This window comes from Vibrio sp. AK197 (assembly GCF_053903115.1).
In genome coordinates, this window is record NZ_CP096430.1 from 2,952,458 (window position 1) to 2,968,917 (window position 16,460).

Below are 16,460 nucleotides of genomic sequence, written 5' to 3' on the forward strand. Positions count from 1 at the left end.
CCAGTTTAATCGATCACTTCATGAGTTGATAGTTTCGTGGTGATTGCGGTGACTGTCGATGAACAACAATAACATGGTGAAAAAAGTAGCAATCAATTGAGGCAAAACTATTGATTCACGCTCAGGGAAACATTACTATACTGCGCCTTGACCATATGGCTTGCTTCGACGAGTTCGATTCAGCGGTATGTCATTTCTATATTATTAACTACGTGTGGTGTCCGGCTTTGAATCGGATGGCGACACGGCCTAAATTGAGGTTCTCCCATGAAAACTGGTATCCACCCAGAATACAAAGCCGTTAAAGCAAACTGTTCTTGCGGTAACACTTTTGAGTTCAACTCAACTCTTGGTAAAGAAGAAATCCACCTAGACGTGTGTGACAAATGTCACCCATTCTACACTGGTAAACAACGTATCGTTGATACCGGTGGTCGTGTTGATCGCTTCAACAAGCGTTTCGGCAACCTATCAAGCAAATAATCCATTTCGATTATTGATTGATACAAAAAGGGCGCTACGGCGTCCTTTTTTGATCCTGTTGATTTAACCTTTCCGCTACAACCTCTCTAACCTCAAATAATACCGATACAAAACGTTATCTGGTCTTATCTCTTCGATATTTAGTCATTTTGACTGATCTAAGTCAGCCTAGTGTCTAGGCAGCCTCGGTACCATAGATTAAAATTATCTTTCCCCCATCAAATGAGCACCTAAACATATGTCTGATGACAACCAAACGCTCTCTGCGGAAGAGCAATTTCGCCAACAAGCCCTGGATTACCATGCCAAACCAACCGCTGGTAAAATTTCAGTTGAGTTAACCAAACCTGCTGACTCAGCCCTTGATCTTGCTCTCGCATATAGCCCAGGCGTTGCCGAACCGGTTCGTGAAATCGCACAAAATCCAGACACGGTGTATCGCTATACAGCAAAGGGCAACATGGTAGCGGTGATTTCAAACGGTACCGCTATTTTAGGTCTAGGGAATTTAGGACCGCTGGCATCAAAACCAGTGATGGAAGGGAAAGCGCTGTTATTCAAGCGATTCGCAGGGTTGGATTCCATTGATATTGAAGTAAAACATCGCACCATTGACGAATTCGTTGATACCGTTGCAAATATTGCGGACACCTTTGGCGGCATTAACCTTGAAGATATCAAGGCCCCTGACTGCTTTGAAATCGAAAAACGCCTCATTGAACGTTGTGATGTGCCCGTTTTTCACGATGATCAACATGGTACCGCCATCGTCACCGCCGCAGGTATGCTTAATGCGATTGAGCTACAGGGTAAGAAACTTGAAGAGTCAACCATCGTGTGTCTAGGCGCTGGCGCGGCCGCAGTCGCCTGTATGGAACTGCTAATTAAATGCGGCGCAATGCGTGAAAAAATCTACATGCTTGACCGCAAAGGCGTCATCCATACTCGCCGTGATGATCTTAACGAATACAAGCAGTTGTTTGCCAACAACACCGATAAACGTACCTTAGAAGATGTGATTGAAGGCGCCGATCTTTTCCTTGGTGTTTCTGGTCCAAACCTTCTTTCTGCTGACGCGCTAAAATTGATGGCAGATAAGCCAGTGGTCTTTGCGTGTTCTAACCCTGATCCTGAAATCAAACCATCGATTGCTCACGAAGTGCGTAATGATTTGATTATGGGAACCGGACGCAGTGACTACCCAAACCAGGTCAATAACGTTCTGTGTTTCCCATTTATTTTCCGTGGCGCACTGGATGTGCGTGCTAGCGAAATTAATGATCAAATGAAATTGGCGGCGGTTGAAGCCATACGCCAACTCGCCAAAGAAGACGTTCCTGCCGAGGTACTTAACGCCGCAGGTGTGGAATCACTGCAGTTTGGTCCTGAATACATTATTCCCAAACCAATGGATAAGCGATTGCTCCCTCGAGTGGCCCGTGCCGTTGCTGAAGCGGCGGTTGAATCGGGTGTGGCGCGTATCGATATGCCAGAAAACTATATGCAAGACTAAGCATCATGAGAGGCCTGAATCGAGTGCAAAGCGGTGAAAACCCAAAGCGCGCATTGAGGCTCTTTAGATGTGGTTCTTGATAGAAAAAAGGTTGGCAAATGCCAACCTTTTTTTGTGTAAACACAGCGCTATCAATTTGGAAAAGTGGAATCTAAGTAGCACTATTTCTTACAGCAGACTTACTCATCATTGTAAGATTCAAACTCAATACCCATTTCTGTCATCAGTCTTTTCACTTCAGCAGGAATATCGTCTGGGCGATCTTTGCGCAAATCTTCATCCGTTGGCAGGGGTTGCCCGGTATACGCATGCAGAAACGCCTCACACAACAGCTCACTATTGGTGGCATGACGCAGGTTGTTGATTTGACGACGAGTACGCTCATCAGTCAAAACTTTCAATACTTTCAATGGAATAGATACGGTAATTTTTTTTACTTGCTCACTCTTTTTGCCATGTTCAGCATATGGGCTTATGTATTCCCCATTCCAGTCTGCCATTGCGCACCTTCGTAAAAGTTTAGGAATTAGTTTTAGACCCACAATTTTAGCGGCTTTTAAGTCTATAAGCAAAGACATATAGACGTCTAGAAGTGTTGACGTCTCATTTTTAGCAAAGTAAAGTGGCGGGGTATGGAATGGAAATGAATGGATCGATGTTTTTTGAGCAGTTTGTTCACTCTATAACCGATTCACTCCCCATATATAGCGCATTCCAATTAACAAGTCATTCTCTTCGCAAGGAAATCTTATGAGTACTCACAAACCTGCCACAATAGCGGTAAGAACTGGGATTGAATCTGACACACAACATCACGCGGTTGTGCCACCGATTTATCTATCAACCAACTATGGTTTCCCTGCGTTTGGTGATGTGCCTAAGTATGACTATACGCGCTCAGGAAACCCAAACCGCGGGCTATTAGAACAAGCGCTTTACGAATTGGAATCCGGTCAGGGAGCCGTTGTCACCAACTGTGGCACCTCTGCTCTGAACTTATGGGTATCAGCCTTTATTGGCCCTGATGACCTGATTATTGCTCCCCATGACTGTTATGGCGGCACTTACCGCTTGTTTAATACCCGCTCACAAAAAGGTGATTTCAAGGTCGAATTTGTTGACCAATCCGACCAAGCCGCCTTTGATGCGGCGATTGCGAAAAAACCAAAACTGATTTTGCTAGAAACCCCGTCTAACCCTTTGGTACGCGTGGTCGATATCGAAAAAACGTGCCAAAAAGCCAAACAAGTCGGCGCTCTGGTTGCTGTCGACAACACCTTTTTGACACCGGTGTACCAAAAGCCTTTAGAACTCGGTGCGGACTTTGTTATTCACTCCACCACTAAATTTATTAATGGTCACTCTGATGTGATTGGTGGGGTAGTCATTGCTAAACAGCAAGAGCACGCTGAGCAACTCGCTTGGTGGGGTAATTGCATTGGCGCAACCGGCACGCCATTTGATAGCTACCTAACACTGCGCGGAATTCGTACCTTGGGCGCAAGAATGCGTGTGCATGAAGAGAGCTCATTGAGCATTCTTGATTACCTCAAAACCCAACCTTTGGTTGGCGCTATTTTTCATCCAAGCTTGCCTGAACATCCAGGCCATGAGATCGCTAAAAAACAGCAATCAGGATTTGGCTCGATGCTCAGCTTTGAGTTTGCTGGCAGTTATGAGCAGCTCCAAACCTTTGTAACCGGCTTAAAACTGTTTTCACTTGCCGAGTCCCTTGGTGGCGTCGAAAGCCTGATTTGCCATCCGGCGACCATGACTCATCGTGCTATGGGCGAAGCCGCTTTAGCGGAAGCTGGCGTCTCACATCAACTGCTTCGACTTTCAGTTGGCCTTGAAGATGCACAAGACTTAATTGCCGATCTCGACCAAGCTTTCAATCTCGTTTAAGGAGAGGTGGTGATGACTCACCCTCGACAACTACATAAATTCGGTGGCAGCAGCCTAGCAGACCCCGAATGCTACCGCCGTGTAGCCAACATTTTAAAGCAGTACTCAAATGCCGATGACTTGATTGTGGTCTCGGCGGCGGGCAAAACCACCAACCGCTTAATTGAGTTTACTGACGCCCTGCATAAAGATGGCCGAGTGGCCCATGAAGTTTTGCAAGCGCTGCGCCAGTTTCAGACCGATTTGGTCTGTGAACTATTAGAAGAAGATGCACAAACACCGCTACTCTCAGCGCTGCAAGATGAATTTACCACATTGGGTGAACTCAATGCGCCGCTTACTGCAGAGCAGCGCGCGGCGGTGCTCGGTCATGGCGAAACGTGGTCAGCGCGCTTGCTTGCTGCGCTTTTAACACAACTTGAACTGAACAGTGTCTCTCAAGACTCACGGGCTTTCTTACGGGCACAAACGGGCACTCAACCCGAAATTGACCAAGGTGCTTCATACCCTCTATTACAAGCGATTTTGGCGCAGCATTCTGGGCATCGCATCGTGGTAACAGGTTTCATGGCGCAAAACGATCAAGGGCATACGGTACTTCTTGGACGCAACGGTTCAGATTACTCGGCAACCATAATTGGCGCATTGGCTCAAGTCAGCCAAGTCACGATTTGGAGTGACGTTGCTGGCGTATTCAGTGCTGACCCAAGAATCGTCTCTGAGGCGTGTTTATTGCCATTGATCCGCCTTGATGAAGCCAGTGAATTAGCAAGGCTAGCCGCACCAGTATTACACAGCCGAACCTTGCAGCCCGTGGCGCAAAGTGCGATGGATCTTCACCTACGCTGCAGCTATCAACCGGAGTCTGGCTCAACTCGTATTGAACGTGTCCTCGCCTCGGGTCGCGGTGCAAAGATCATTACCTCACTGGACGATGTCCTACTGATTGAGCTCAGTTTCGCCTCAGGTCACGATTTTAAGCGCTTGCAAACCAATGTGTTAGAGACCTTGAAGCGAGCCCAGCTCCAACCCTTAGCCTATGAAGTACAAAGTGACCAACATGTTCTTCAGTTGGCATACACGGCGGAAATCGCCACGGGCGCGCTGAGCTTTCTTCAAGACATGGCAACCGAAGCCGATCTCAAACTTAAAGAAGGGTATTGTTTAGTCGCCGCGGTGGGGGCCGGAGTCACCAAAAACCCAAATCACTGTTATGGTTTCTATCAACAACTGAAAAACGCCCCGGTCGAATTTATTTCTGAGACCGACTCTGCGCTCAGTTTGGTGGCGGTACTGCGCTCAACGGAAACTCAAAGTCTGGTTGAAGGCATTCATACTCAGCTATTTCAAGCGCAAAAGCGCGTGGCCATCGTATTGTGTGGTAAAGGCAATATCGGAACCAGTTGGCTTAAATTATTTGCTGAACAAAAACCGGAAATCGAAAAACGTCACGGCATGAGTTTCGAGCTAATTGCAGTGGTCGATAGCCAGACGTATTGGTTTGATGAACAAGGGATCGATCCCAATACCGTCGATGCTCGATTCGCCGATGAAGCAATCTCCTACCAAGATAACGAGTGGATCCAACGCATTGGGGCAATTCAAAGTTTTGATGATGCCGTGGTGCTGGATGTCACCGCCAGCAAAGAACTTGCTGCGCGCTATCTAGAAATCGCAGAGCAAGGCATGCACCTAATCTCGGCGAATAAAGTCGCGGGCTCTGCATCGGGTGATTATTATCATCAAGTGCAAGACGCGTTCTTTAAAATCAACCGTCATTGGTTATATAACGCAACCGTTGGTGCTGGGTTACCGATTAATCATACCGTTCGCGACTTGCGCGAAAGCGGCGATGAAATCGTCGCCCTATCCGGTATTTTCTCCGGTACTCTGTCATGGCTTTTCCAGCAATATGATGGCAGCGTCCCGTTTATCGAACTGGTGGATCTTGCTTGGCAGCAAGGCTTGACCGAGCCGGACCCTCGTAGCGACCTAGATGGCTCAGATGTCATGCGTAAATTAGTGATTTTGGCCCGTGAATCAGGGCTTCAGCTTGAACCCGAACAGGTTAAAGTCGAGTCTTTAGTCCCTGCAGAACTACGCGAGATGACACTGGACGACTTCCTAGATAACGGCAACCTTCTGAGCGAACGTTTAGCGGAACGCTTAGAGAAAGCGCAGCGGGAAGAGAAAGTGCTGCGCTACGTGGCTCGCCTTGAGAAAAATGGTCAAGCTAGCGTGTGTGTCGAAGCCTTGAATAAAGAACATGCGCTCGCCAACTTACTGCCTTGCGATAATATCTTCGCGATTGAGAGTAAGTGGTACAAAGACAACCCGCTGGTGATTCGCGGCCCAGGAGCAGGGCGTGAAGTCACCGCTGGCGCGATTCAATCAGACTTGAACCTTCTGGCCAGCATGCTGTGATTAAAGGCCGCCACTTGCATAATGTAAGTGGCGGCTTTGTTGTGTTCACTTCCCTTCTTCCCCATCCGCACCGCTGTTTCACCTCACAGTTTCGCAACTTGCTCAAACCCCGATATGCTTAAATAGCCACCAGAACGCTTGATACAGCGAATGATTGAGAAACCCTCATTATTAACTTGAGAAAAATTCATAATGAGACAGTTGACATTAAAAGCTATTCATTACATTCTTTGGACATATAGACGTCTAAACGTAAAAATAATTTTTAGTTGATGGATGTGGCTGGTCACCACAGGAGAAAACACATGGGATATACGCACGCTGGGCACATTGACGCCTTAAACCAGAACATTGCTGAACTGTCAGACAACATCAATGTGTCATTTGAATTCTTTCCGCCAAGCAGCGAAAAGATGGAGGAAACATTGTGGAATTCGGTACATCGCCTAAAAACACTGCAACCGAAGTTTGTCTCGGTGACGTATGGCGCGAACTCTGGCGAGCGTGATCGCACGCATTCGATCATCAAAGAAATTAAATCTCAAACTGGCTTGGTCGCCACACCCCACCTCACCTGTATTGACGCCAGCCGCGAAGAGCTGACAAAAATTGCCGATGACTACTGGGCCAATGGCATTGAGAGCATTGTTGCTCTGCGTGGCGATATTCCACCGGGTGGCGGCGCACCACAAATGTATGCGTCCGATCTAGTTGAATTATTGAAGTCGCGCCACGATTTTGATATTTCGGTTGCTGCATTTCCTGAAGTTCACCCAGAAGCGAAAAGTGCGCAAGCCGATCTTTTGAACCTGAAACGCAAAGTAGATGCGGGCGCCAATCGCGCGATTACTCAGTTCTTTTTCGATGTGGAAAGTTATCTGCGTTTTCGTGATCGCTGCGTAGCCGCTGGTATTGATGTCGAAATCGTCCCTGGCATCCTACCGGTCTCCAACTTTAAGCAGGCCTCCCGCTTTGCGGCGCAAAACAACGTCAAAGTACCCGGTTGGATGGCACGTCAATTTGAAGGATTGGACGACGATCCAACCACTCGCCAACTGGTCGGAGCGAGCCAAGCGATCGATATGATCCGCGTGCTTAGCCGTGAAGGGGTGAAAGACTTCCACTTCTACACCCTGAACCGAGCTGAGATGACTTACGCCCTTTGTCATACGCTAGGTGTGCGCCCAAAAGCGTAACGGGACACCCAACATGAAGGGTTGACCGCCTCCATGTTTATCCCATAAAAAAACGCCAACTTCATGTTGGCGTTTTTCGTTCAAGTATCACTTTGCAGCAAAGGCTTATTCCACTTCATCCATTTTGCCAAGCAAGTTACGAATACGCTCTTGCCATGCTTGATGCTCTTGCTGCATCTGTTGTGATTTTTGCTCTAACTCTTCACGGCTGCTGCGTAACTCTTCAGCTTCAGTCGTCAGTTTCGCTTTTTCTTCTTTTAGTTCTTCAACTTCCATTTGCAATAGTGCAATGGTATCGACTGCGGTTTGAATTTTTGCTTCTAGTTGCTCTAGTACTTCAAAAGACATGTTTGCCTACCCTTAATATCATTCGGTTTAGTGTCACCCTGCGTTCATTCTACTCAGCCACATCCCTAGACACACGCGCTATATTTGCAAATGTGGTCTATTCGGCTAAAAAATCAGCGTGATTTAACACAGATCTGACCTGAACGCGTATTTGTTCTTAAACTACCCCACTTTAAAAGCTTGCTTTGATGCAGTTCAAGTTACATCACCACAAAAAAATCAATCTCAAACCATTGATATGCTAAAATCTCGCCAGTTTATTTTCCCTTTCGATCAATCAATTTTGGGAGTCTTCACATGAAGCGCGATTTAGCAATGGCCTTTTCTCGAGTCACAGAAGGGGCAGCATTAGCAGGATATAAATGGTTGGGACGCGGTGATAAAAATGCCGCAGATGGTGCCGCAGTGGAAGTGATGCGAACCTTGCTCAATAAAACCGAGATCCAAGGAGAAATCGTGATTGGCGAAGGCGAAATCGATGATGCGCCTATGCTGTATATCGGTGAGAAAGTGGGGCTTGGCGGTGACGAAGTAGACATCGCTGTCGATCCAATTGAAGGCACACGTATGACGGCCATGGGCCAATCCAACGCGCTTGCCGTCTTGGCCGCTGGTGAAAAAGGCAGCTTCCTCAAAGCGCCCGACATGTATATGGAAAAACTGGTGGTAGGCCCTGGAGCGAAAGGCTGCATCGACCTCAATAAGCCACTCAAAGAAAATCTAGAAAATGTCGCCAAGGCATTGAATAAAACGTTAGATACGTTAGTCGTTGTTACATTGGCAAAACCGCGTCATGACAAAGTCATTGCTGACATGCAAGCCATGGGAGTTCGCGTATTTGCCGTGCCGGACGGCGATGTGGCCGCCTCTATTTTGACCTGTATGCCAGACAGTGAAGTGGATATGATGTATTGCATTGGCGGCGCACCTGAAGGTGTCGTGTCGGCTGCCGTGATTCGTGCTCTCGATGGTGATATGCACGGGCGTTTGCTGCCTCGCCATAAAGTCAAAGGTGAAACTGAGGATAACCGTATTCTTGGCGCTAATGAAGTACGACGCTGCCAAGAAATGGGCGTAACACCAGAAGTGGTTCTTACCATGCAAGACATGGCACGCAGTGACAATGTGGTGTTTGCCGCAACCGGCATCACCAAAGGCGATCTTCTTGATGGTATCACCCGCCAAGGAAACATCGCCACCACAGAAACCTTATTGGTGCGTGGACGCTGCCGCACTATTCGTCGTATCAAATCAACCCATTATTTGGATCGTAAAGACCCAGAAGTCTTGGATCTTATTCTTTAGGTAATAAAGGGGGACGCTGACACAACATCGTCCCCTGAGCACCAAAACCGCCGCTCAACACAACGGTCACTCTAATCCAGCACTACCGTCAACCTAAGCAAGCATAATCTTCATCTTGAACAAGCGTCACCCTCAACTTGATTCAGAGTCTATCCCTCACTCACCCAACTCAAAAACCAGATTCTGAATCGGCGCTTCGCTGGTTCAGAATGACGGCGGTTAAGTTCGCCGAATAATCACTCTGTGCCCTTGTTCAGCAGGTTCAAAGTCGACAAAGTTGGTCACCGCATCTAACGCGTCATCTTGATGATGTGTTACATACAAAAGCTGCGTCAAGTTAGCACTGGCAATACGACTCAGCGCAAAGAACATCAGCTTACGGTTCAAGTAATCCAACCCTTGATAGGGCTCGTCTAAAATTAGCAAGGCAGGCTGCTTGATAAGCGCACGAGCAATCAGCAATAATCGCTGCTGCCCATAGCCGAGCGACTTAAACCCTACCCGTTCTAACTCACTCATCTCCAATACCGACAGCCATTGACGTGCCAACTGAATTTGCTGCGTACTTGGCTTTTCATATAAGCCAATCGAATCAAAAAAGCCCGATAGCACGACATCCAGAGCGCTACATCCTACTCGGTATTGTAAATGCAACGCTGACGACACAATGCCAATACGCTTTTTCACATCCCAAATACTTTCACCACTGCCGCGTTTCATACCGAGGACACGGATATCATTGCTATAACACTGTGGATGATCACCCATAATCAATCCGAGCAGCGTGCTCTTGCCACAACCATTGGGACCTCTAATTTGCCAATGTTCACCACGCTTAATTTGCCAATCAAGATCTTGAAAAATCAGCCCATCGACATATTCCACTTTGACGCTGTTCATCTCAACTAATGGGTCAGGGACTGGCTGAGTATCGCTTTGCAGTTCCACTAAATCGACAATCGCATCGCTTTGCTGTGATGAGAGCGCTTGCAATTGCTGCATCAGAGGATGCTTAATAAACTGTGCCTTTTCCATGGTTTGCTCAAGTTGGTCCTGCACAAATAATGCAACATGAGTCATGCAATCTGGCATTTCATCATCCCGCGATGTGATAACGATAATTTGCATGGTTTGGGCACATTCATTGAGTAACGCCGAGAGCGCGGCACGATGGGCAGTATCAAGCCCAGAATACGGCTCATCGAGAATCAGTAATTCGGGCTTATTTGCCAGCGCACGAGCCAGCATCACCCGCCGAGTTTCCCCCGTCGAAAGCTGACGAAATGGACGGTGGCGTAGGGTAAGAAGATCGGTTTGAGCCAGTAATTTTTCTAACTCTTGCGATGAAGACACATTTTCCATCACCAGTTGCTCAACACTTGAACCATAATCAATATGATCTTGGAAATCCGTTTCGTCATTGGCAAGTTCTCGCTCCAACAACTGCTGCTGCATCGCTAGCGACACGCAGCCTATACGCGCAGGACGTTCTGAGATGGCTGCGCTCTCAACCTCACCACATAAAATGTTCACCAATTCAGCAAGACACTGGCTTTGCGAACTAAACACTGTCCAGTGCTGTTGAGGCTCGATATTCCAGTGGGCAACTTTCAGAGTGTAGAGGCCGGCTTGATGCTCTAGCGCGTTGATCTTCATATGCTTTCCCTGTCGATAATGAGATAAACCATAGTGCAATAAGCTTGGGGAGATTTCCATCGTTAAACCGATATCAGGTTTGGCCGTGAACCCAAGAGAATTTACACGATACTGGAATATTTGTTAAAAACGTTAGAAACACGCTGACACAAAATCCTTGGCATTTGTCAGACTAATAGGAAGTTATTCAACCAACGGAATTTTATCTATGCTATTGACGATGCAGAAACTCTTCGCTCGCGCCTTTGCTTATCTTTTTTATATCTTCTCCGGCGTCATCGTAATCAGCAGTATCTATTCTGCGATTATCAGTTATCACACTCATCCGGAGTTTATTGACGCCATCATCAAATTAATCAATTCCAATATTATTGCGCTTGCCGTCTTTGAACTCGCGATGGTGATCCATAAAGAGTATGGAAATGAAGATCAGCATGATGTCATTATGCTGCTGCGACGTACTCTCCCTCGCTTTATCGGTACTGTATGTGTCGCTTTAGCTTTAGAAGGGCTGATTATGGTGATTAAATACAGCCAAATGGATATGGCAGGGAACTTAATTTATCCGGTCGGCATTATTGCCAGTGCGGGCGTGCTGCTGTTGTCACTCAGTTTCTTTCTGAAATACGTGCCAAAACCAAAGGAAGAGTAGGCATTAGGTATAAAAAAGCCCGCGAACTCTCCGCGGGCTTTTTATTGTGCGTTATGGATAACGTAGCAGCGGGATTACATCATACCGCCCATGCCACCCATACCGCCCATGCCACCCATATCAGGCATTGCAGGGGCATCTTTTTGCGGTAAGTCAGTTACCATCGCTTCCGTTGTGATCATTAGACCAGCAACAGAGGCAGCAAATTGCAGTGCACTGCGCGTTACTTTCGTTGGGTCTAGGATACCCATTTCTAGCATATCACCGTATTCACCCGTTGCCGCGTTGTAGCCGTAGCTGCCTTCACCCGCTTTCACGTTGTTGGCAACCACTGAGTCTTCATCACCTGCGTTTTTAGTGATTTGACGGATTGGTGCTTCCATCGCGCGTAGCGCAACACGAATACCGACATTTTGCTCTTCGTTGTCGCCAGTCAGCTCGGTGAGTTTAGAAGCCGCGCGGATCAGTGCAACACCACCACCAGCAACCACGCCTTCTTCAACCGCTGCGCGAGTTGCGTGTAGAGCATCTTCAACACGGTCTTTTTTCTCTTTCATTTCAACTTCAGTTGCCGCGCCGACTTTGATCACAGCAACACCGCCTGCCAGTTTAGCAACGCGCTCTTGAAGTTTTTCTTTGTCGTAGTCAGACGTTGCTTCTTCAATCTGTTGACGAATTTGGCCAACACGACCTTGAATCATTTCTTCTTCGCCAGCACCGTCAATCACTGTAGTATTTTCTTTAGTGATGGTAACGCGCTTCGCTTGGCCAAGTTCTTCTAGAGCCACTTTTTCAAGCTCAAGGCCAATCTCTTCAGAAATCACCGTACCGCCAGTCAGAATCGCGATATCTTGTAGCATCGCTTTACGACGGTCACCAAAACCAGGCGCTTTTACCGCTGCCACTTTAACGATACCACGCATGTTGTTCACAACCAGTGTCGCCAGTGCTTCACCTTCAACATCTTCGGCAATAATCAGCAGAGGACGAGACGCTTTAGCAACCGCTTCAAGGGTAGGAAGCAACTCACGGATGTTAGAGATTTTCTTATCAACCAATAGGATGAATGGGTTTTCTAAATCAACACTACCCGCTTCTTGGTTGTTGATGAAGTATGGTGATAGGTAACCGCGATCAAACTGCATACCTTCAACCACATCAAGTTCATCTTGTAGAGCTTGACCTTCTTCAACCGTAATGACGCCATCGCGGCCCACTTTTTCCATCGCTTCTGCGATGATGTTACCAACAGTTGAGTCAGAGTTTGCTGAGATAGTTCCTACCTGAGCAATCGCTTTGTTGTCGTTGCATTCAACAGACAATTTCTTCAGCTCTTCCACCGCCGCAGTGACCGCTTTATCGATACCACGTTTAAGATCCATTGGGTTCATGCCTGCAGCAACCGCTTTTAGACCTTCATTGACGATAGATTGTGCAAGTACTGTTGCTGTCGTTGTACCGTCACCCGCCGCATCGTTGGCTTGCGATGCAACTTCTTTCACCATCTGCGCACCCATGTTTTGGAACTTGTCTTCAAGCTCAATTTCACGTGCAACAGAGACACCATCTTTAGTGATGGTTGGTGCGCCGAACGATTTGTCCAGTACAACATTGCGGCCTTTAGGGCCAAGGGTTACTTTTACTGCGTCAGCTAGAACGTTCACACCTTCTAGCATTTTTACTCGTGCGTCATTACCAAATTTAACGTCTTTAGCAGCCATGTTTTCTTTCCTTTCTAAATTCGATTTTGATAGTCGTTGTTTTTCAGAATTGAACTACTCAACGATTGCTTTTATTCAACGATAGCCATGATGTCATTTTCAGACATGATCAGAACTTCTTTACCGTCGATCTTTTCTGTTTTTGTGCCGTAGCTTTCAGCAAAGATAACAGTATCGCCAACTTGAACGTCCAACGGCTGTACGGAGCCGTTTTCTAGGATGCGGCCCTTGCCTACAGCCAGAATCACACCGCGAGTTGACTTTTCCGCAGCAGAACCGGTAAGCACAATGCCACCTGCTGATTTAGATTCAACTTCTTGGCGCTCTACGATAACTCGGTCGTGTAATGGACGAATGTTCATCGGTCGTCTCTCCTGAATATTCCATGTTGTTTTTGATTAATGCGCGATACCACAGAGGTATCAAAGCCTTGTGGTTCATATGTGGGGGAGTGTGATCAGGTTTCCAAGGGGGAGAGGATAAAAATTTGTGATTTGTTTAACGAAAATGAGTAGATTCCAACTTTTCTAAAATGATCGCAATACGCGTCATTGCAGAAAATACCGAAGCATGTCTTTGGAATCTACTCTCAACAACAAGGCGGCTTAATCAGGCTGCTTACGAAAAGCAAAGCGAATCAGCACAATCGCCACACCTAACATACCACCAAGCAACGTACCTAAAATGGCAATTAATGCGCGCTTTGGTTTGTCTCGCGAAACCGGCTTTTCAATATCTTCCAAGATTTTATAAGTTTGAAAGTTAATGTTGGTATCGACCTTTAAATTATCCAACATCGACAATTTGGCATTAATCTGCTCAAGACGCGGTTCAATAATACTCAAATTCTTAATGGAATTGAGCGCTTTTACTTTGGCATCCAGTGCTTTTGAGCCCATATCGATTGAAAATAACTCACTGCCATCACCGCTTTGAATCGGCTGGCGAATATCAGCGGCTTCGGCAATACCTAATGCGTACTCGGCTTTTTCTGCTTCCACACTAAGCCGCGCTTTGGCCTGCGCCATCAAAATATTCTTTTGCTGAGCCAATTCGTTTTTCTTGGCACTCACTACGGCTTTCAGGTTATTCAGCGCATCCTCATGGGTTTGCACATCAATCATTTCTAAATAGCCAGTGAGCAGATCATAACTGCTATTTTTACCAATCGATTGCAAAGACAGCGTGTAGGGAGAAATTTCATCTTTGGGGTTTAACTTGGTTGCAGAAATGCGATCAAACCATTCTGAATACAGTTTGCGAATCGCATCTTGCGCTTGCTCTGAATCATCCCCATCAGCGATCTCAAGATCCGCTTTAAATTCCTTAAACTCCGTACTCGAATTCAAATAACGACGCTTGTTATTGGTTGAGTTAAACGCCGACACAAACTGCTCAAACAAAATTTCTGGGTCAACTAAATCATCAAGTTCTTCACTGACCAATACGGTACCGTCATCTTGATAGATGTCGAACACTGGCTGAAATTGTTTTACCTGCTGACGATATTGCGCCACATCTTGCTGTTGCGGCATCGCCACCAGCGCTTTAGAACTCCACCACTGCTGCGCGGTCAAGGCATAAGTAATCGCCAATGCGGCGCCCAAAATGGTAAAACCGATGACCCACCACTTACCTTGCCACAAAGCGGTAAACAGCTCTTTTAAGTCAATTTCATCATTTGATTGAGGATGAACATTTTCACTATGGGATGAAGAAGAGTGAACATTCATTGGGGTGTAATTTGGGCTCGCCACTGACATTCCTTAACGCTAAAACTCACAACGCAGATGAGAAAGTGCTCTCAACTATTTAAAATCCTTCAACAAAAAACAGTGTACCGTAACCAGCAGTATTAAACAGGGTTGCAGGTCATTGTCGTAACCTTGGTCACGGAAACGGTCATCTGTGATTGAATGGACTCACTTTAATTGAATGTTAGTACAAGTGGCTGTCGCCACCTCACCAAAAGGTGAGGGATTCGTTAACTTTAAGAAAAATCTTACCTTTTTCTAATACAAGACACAGCGTCATTGTTTAAAAAGTGATTTTACGAGTAGCCACACTCCAGCAATGAAGCCGCCAACCAAGCATCCTAGAAGCAACAACAGTGTCAATGAGGCTCGGTCTTGCTGGCTCGCCGCCAAGGGATCACTTAAATTATGAAAGCCATTAAACCTACTAATGGGTGCTGTGGACAACTGTTGCAACGCCGCGAGCTTCGCGTCAATCCCATTAAGCTCCGGTGAGACAAGCGCATAATTGGTTAAGTTTTTCAACTGATTCAGATGGTGGGTATAGCGCTGAGTATCCACGTTCTGTGTTTGTGCGACCAATCGCTGCGCCTCAGTACGATTTATTTCAGCATCGATACGACTTTGAGCCTGTATTTCGAGCAATTTTTGTCGTTGAAGTAGCTCATTGCGCTTGGCACTGACTAAGGCTTCCAGATTCGCTTTCGCAGCCTCTTGAGTGCGCTTGACGCTAAATTCAACATACTGAGTGAGTAAATGTTGGCTCTGCTGCGCACTACTGGCTTGCAACCGAAGTTGATAATCTGGAAGCGCAATCTGGCTCACATCCGCACCTTGCTTAATTAAGCTTTGGTACTCTTTACGGTCTTGTTCATCGGCAGTTGCTGTAATTTGGCCAATCCACGGTGCTTGTTCCCCCAATGAAGCTCGAAAACGAGCTTTATTATCGGCAGAGTTAAACGTCTCAATAAACTGGCGGTAAAGCTGGTTAGGCTGAGTCAATGCGCTAAGTTCTGGTGAACTATCCCCAAAACGATAGCTAAATATAGGTTGATAAGCCTGCACATGTTGACGATAACCCATAATATCAGAGGCATGAGGCGCCGAGATTTGCGCATAAGATGACCAATGAGGTGCTCGAGTTTGAGCGTAGAACAGCGTTACCGCGCCAGCAAACAACACACAAGCCACAATTAGCCACTTGCCTTGCCATAGCGTAAGCAGCAGCTCTCGCAGATCAATCTCTTCATTATGCGAAGCTGAATGAGGAGAAGACGACGAGGAAATCTTCACAAAGGACTCGTCCCAAACTGGCTTACGTACTACGTTCATCTTGACACCTTCACTCCTCAACTTATCTACCCTGACAAGTTGTTTTGTCGACCAATTACTCGATGCATAAGCATCAGTTTTCATTAAACAAAATAATCCAAATGCATTATATGATTTATAAAACGAATGGTTAACTTTTTCGTAATAGAAATGAACAAAGATCTTGGTTTG

General features: G+C 46.5%; 14 protein-coding genes. 7 read left to right on the top strand and 7 right to left on the bottom strand.

What is annotated here, in order from left to right:
* The first annotated feature begins 267 nt into the window (after positions 1–267).
* Both rpmE and M1D72_RS20820 read left to right on the top strand, forming a co-directional pair.
* Positions 268–483: a 50S ribosomal protein L31 gene (gene rpmE / locus M1D72_RS20815; RefSeq protein WP_390194546.1), complete on the top strand. Its 216-nt coding sequence runs from the start codon at positions 268–270 to the stop codon at positions 481–483.
* Positions 484–721: 238 nt separating this feature from the next.
* Positions 722–1,996 carry a malic enzyme-like NAD(P)-binding protein gene (locus M1D72_RS20820; RefSeq protein ID WP_390194545.1) on the top strand — a complete coding sequence of 425 codons (1,275 nt, stop codon included), beginning with the start codon at positions 722–724 and terminating at the stop codon, positions 1,994–1,996.
* A 179-nt stretch (positions 1,997–2,175) separates the two neighbouring features.
* On the opposite strand, the gene metJ is transcribed toward M1D72_RS20820, so the two are convergent.
* Complete coding sequence (gene metJ, locus M1D72_RS20825) at positions 2,176–2,496, bottom strand: met regulon transcriptional regulator MetJ (protein WP_390194544.1); 321 nt, start codon at positions 2,494–2,496, stop codon at positions 2,176–2,178.
* Between the two features lie 250 nt (positions 2,497–2,746).
* Between metJ and M1D72_RS20830 the strand changes: the two genes are divergently transcribed.
* The 3 genes from M1D72_RS20830 to metF all read left to right on the top strand — a co-directional run bounded on the left by M1D72_RS20830 (position 2,747) and on the right by metF (position 7,521).
* Positions 2,747–3,901 carry an O-succinylhomoserine (thiol)-lyase gene (locus M1D72_RS20830; protein ID WP_390194543.1) on the top strand — a complete coding sequence of 385 codons (1,155 nt, stop codon included), beginning with the start codon at positions 2,747–2,749 and terminating at the stop codon, positions 3,899–3,901.
* Positions 3,902–3,913: 12 nt separating this feature from the next.
* Entirely contained in the window at positions 3,914–6,325 is a 2,412-nt protein-coding gene (locus M1D72_RS20835; RefSeq protein ID WP_456296392.1) for a bifunctional aspartate kinase/homoserine dehydrogenase II, read from the top strand.
* A gap of 305 nt (positions 6,326–6,630) precedes the next feature.
* Positions 6,631–7,521 (top strand): methylenetetrahydrofolate reductase, encoded by an 891-nt coding sequence (metF, locus tag M1D72_RS20840; protein WP_456296393.1) that lies wholly within the window; start codon positions 6,631–6,633, stop codon positions 7,519–7,521.
* A gap of 105 nt (positions 7,522–7,626) precedes the next feature.
* Here the strand turns inward: metF and zapB are convergent, their stop codons facing one another.
* Positions 7,627–7,869, bottom strand: coding sequence for a cell division protein ZapB (gene zapB / locus M1D72_RS20845; protein ID WP_390194540.1), 243 nt, complete (start codon positions 7,867–7,869; stop codon positions 7,627–7,629).
* Between the two features lie 297 nt (positions 7,870–8,166).
* Between zapB and glpX the strand changes: the two genes are divergently transcribed.
* Positions 8,167–9,174, top strand: coding sequence for a class II fructose-bisphosphatase (glpX, locus tag M1D72_RS20850; RefSeq protein WP_390194539.1), 1,008 nt, complete (start codon positions 8,167–8,169; stop codon positions 9,172–9,174).
* Between the two features lie 219 nt (positions 9,175–9,393).
* On the opposite strand, the gene M1D72_RS20855 is transcribed toward glpX, so the two are convergent.
* Positions 9,394–10,830 carry an ATP-binding cassette domain-containing protein gene (locus tag M1D72_RS20855; RefSeq protein ID WP_456296394.1) on the bottom strand — a complete coding sequence of 479 codons (1,437 nt, stop codon included), beginning with the start codon at positions 10,828–10,830 and terminating at the stop codon, positions 9,394–9,396.
* A gap of 208 nt (positions 10,831–11,038) precedes the next feature.
* Here M1D72_RS20855 and M1D72_RS20860 point away from each other — a divergent pair, with 208 nt between their 5' ends.
* Positions 11,039–11,482, top strand: a complete 444-nt coding sequence (locus M1D72_RS20860; RefSeq protein ID WP_390194537.1) for a hypothetical protein — start codon at positions 11,039–11,041, stop codon at positions 11,480–11,482.
* Positions 11,483–11,556: 74 nt separating this feature from the next.
* Here the strand turns inward: M1D72_RS20860 and groL are convergent, their stop codons facing one another.
* The 4 genes from groL to M1D72_RS20880 all read right to left on the bottom strand — a co-directional run bounded on the left by groL (position 11,557) and on the right by M1D72_RS20880 (position 16,289).
* Entirely contained in the window at positions 11,557–13,203 is a 1,647-nt protein-coding gene (groL, locus tag M1D72_RS20865) for a chaperonin GroEL (protein WP_390194536.1), read from the bottom strand.
* Positions 13,204–13,274: 71 nt separating this feature from the next.
* On the bottom strand, positions 13,275–13,565 hold the full coding sequence (locus M1D72_RS20870; protein ID WP_390194535.1) for a co-chaperone GroES: 291 nt from the start codon (positions 13,563–13,565) through the stop codon (positions 13,275–13,277).
* 243 nt (positions 13,566–13,808) lie between these two features.
* Complete coding sequence (locus M1D72_RS20875) at positions 13,809–14,936, bottom strand: LPS O-antigen chain length determinant protein WzzB (RefSeq protein WP_456297440.1); 1,128 nt, start codon at positions 14,934–14,936, stop codon at positions 13,809–13,811.
* 297 nt (positions 14,937–15,233) lie between these two features.
* A complete protein-coding gene (locus M1D72_RS20880) occupies positions 15,234–16,289 on the bottom strand; it encodes a Wzz/FepE/Etk N-terminal domain-containing protein (RefSeq protein WP_456296395.1) in 1,056 nt (351 codons plus the stop codon).
* Positions 16,290–16,460: the final 171 nt, after the last annotated feature.

Bases quoted from the DNA above. Each gene is read 5' to 3' on its own strand.
- rpmE (WP_390194546.1), top strand. From the start codon at position 268: ATGAAAACTGGTATCCACCCAGAATACAAAGCCGTTAAAGCAAACTGT.
- M1D72_RS20820 (WP_390194545.1), top strand. From the start codon at position 722: ATGTCTGATGACAACCAAACGCTCTCTGCGGAAGAGCAATTTCGCCAA.
- metJ (WP_390194544.1), bottom strand. From the start codon at position 2,496: ATGGCAGACTGGAATGGGGAATACATAAGCCCATATGCTGAACATGGC.
- M1D72_RS20830 (WP_390194543.1), top strand. From the start codon at position 2,747: ATGAGTACTCACAAACCTGCCACAATAGCGGTAAGAACTGGGATTGAA.
- M1D72_RS20835 (WP_456296392.1), top strand. From the start codon at position 3,914: ATGACTCACCCTCGACAACTACATAAATTCGGTGGCAGCAGCCTAGCA.
- metF (WP_456296393.1), top strand. From the start codon at position 6,631: ATGGGATATACGCACGCTGGGCACATTGACGCCTTAAACCAGAACATT.
- zapB (WP_390194540.1), bottom strand. From the start codon at position 7,869: ATGTCTTTTGAAGTACTAGAGCAACTAGAAGCAAAAATTCAAACCGCA.
- glpX (WP_390194539.1), top strand. From the start codon at position 8,167: ATGAAGCGCGATTTAGCAATGGCCTTTTCTCGAGTCACAGAAGGGGCA.
- M1D72_RS20855 (WP_456296394.1), bottom strand. From the start codon at position 10,830: ATGAAGATCAACGCGCTAGAGCATCAAGCCGGCCTCTACACTCTGAAA.
- M1D72_RS20860 (WP_390194537.1), top strand. From the start codon at position 11,039: ATGCTATTGACGATGCAGAAACTCTTCGCTCGCGCCTTTGCTTATCTT.
- groL (WP_390194536.1), bottom strand. From the start codon at position 13,203: ATGGCTGCTAAAGACGTTAAATTTGGTAATGACGCACGAGTAAAAATG.
- M1D72_RS20870 (WP_390194535.1), bottom strand. From the start codon at position 13,565: ATGAACATTCGTCCATTACACGACCGAGTTATCGTAGAGCGCCAAGAA.
- M1D72_RS20875 (WP_456297440.1), bottom strand. From the start codon at position 14,936: ATGAATGTTCACTCTTCTTCATCCCATAGTGAAAATGTTCATCCTCAA.
- M1D72_RS20880 (WP_456296395.1), bottom strand. From the start codon at position 16,289: ATGAACGTAGTACGTAAGCCAGTTTGGGACGAGTCCTTTGTGAAGATT.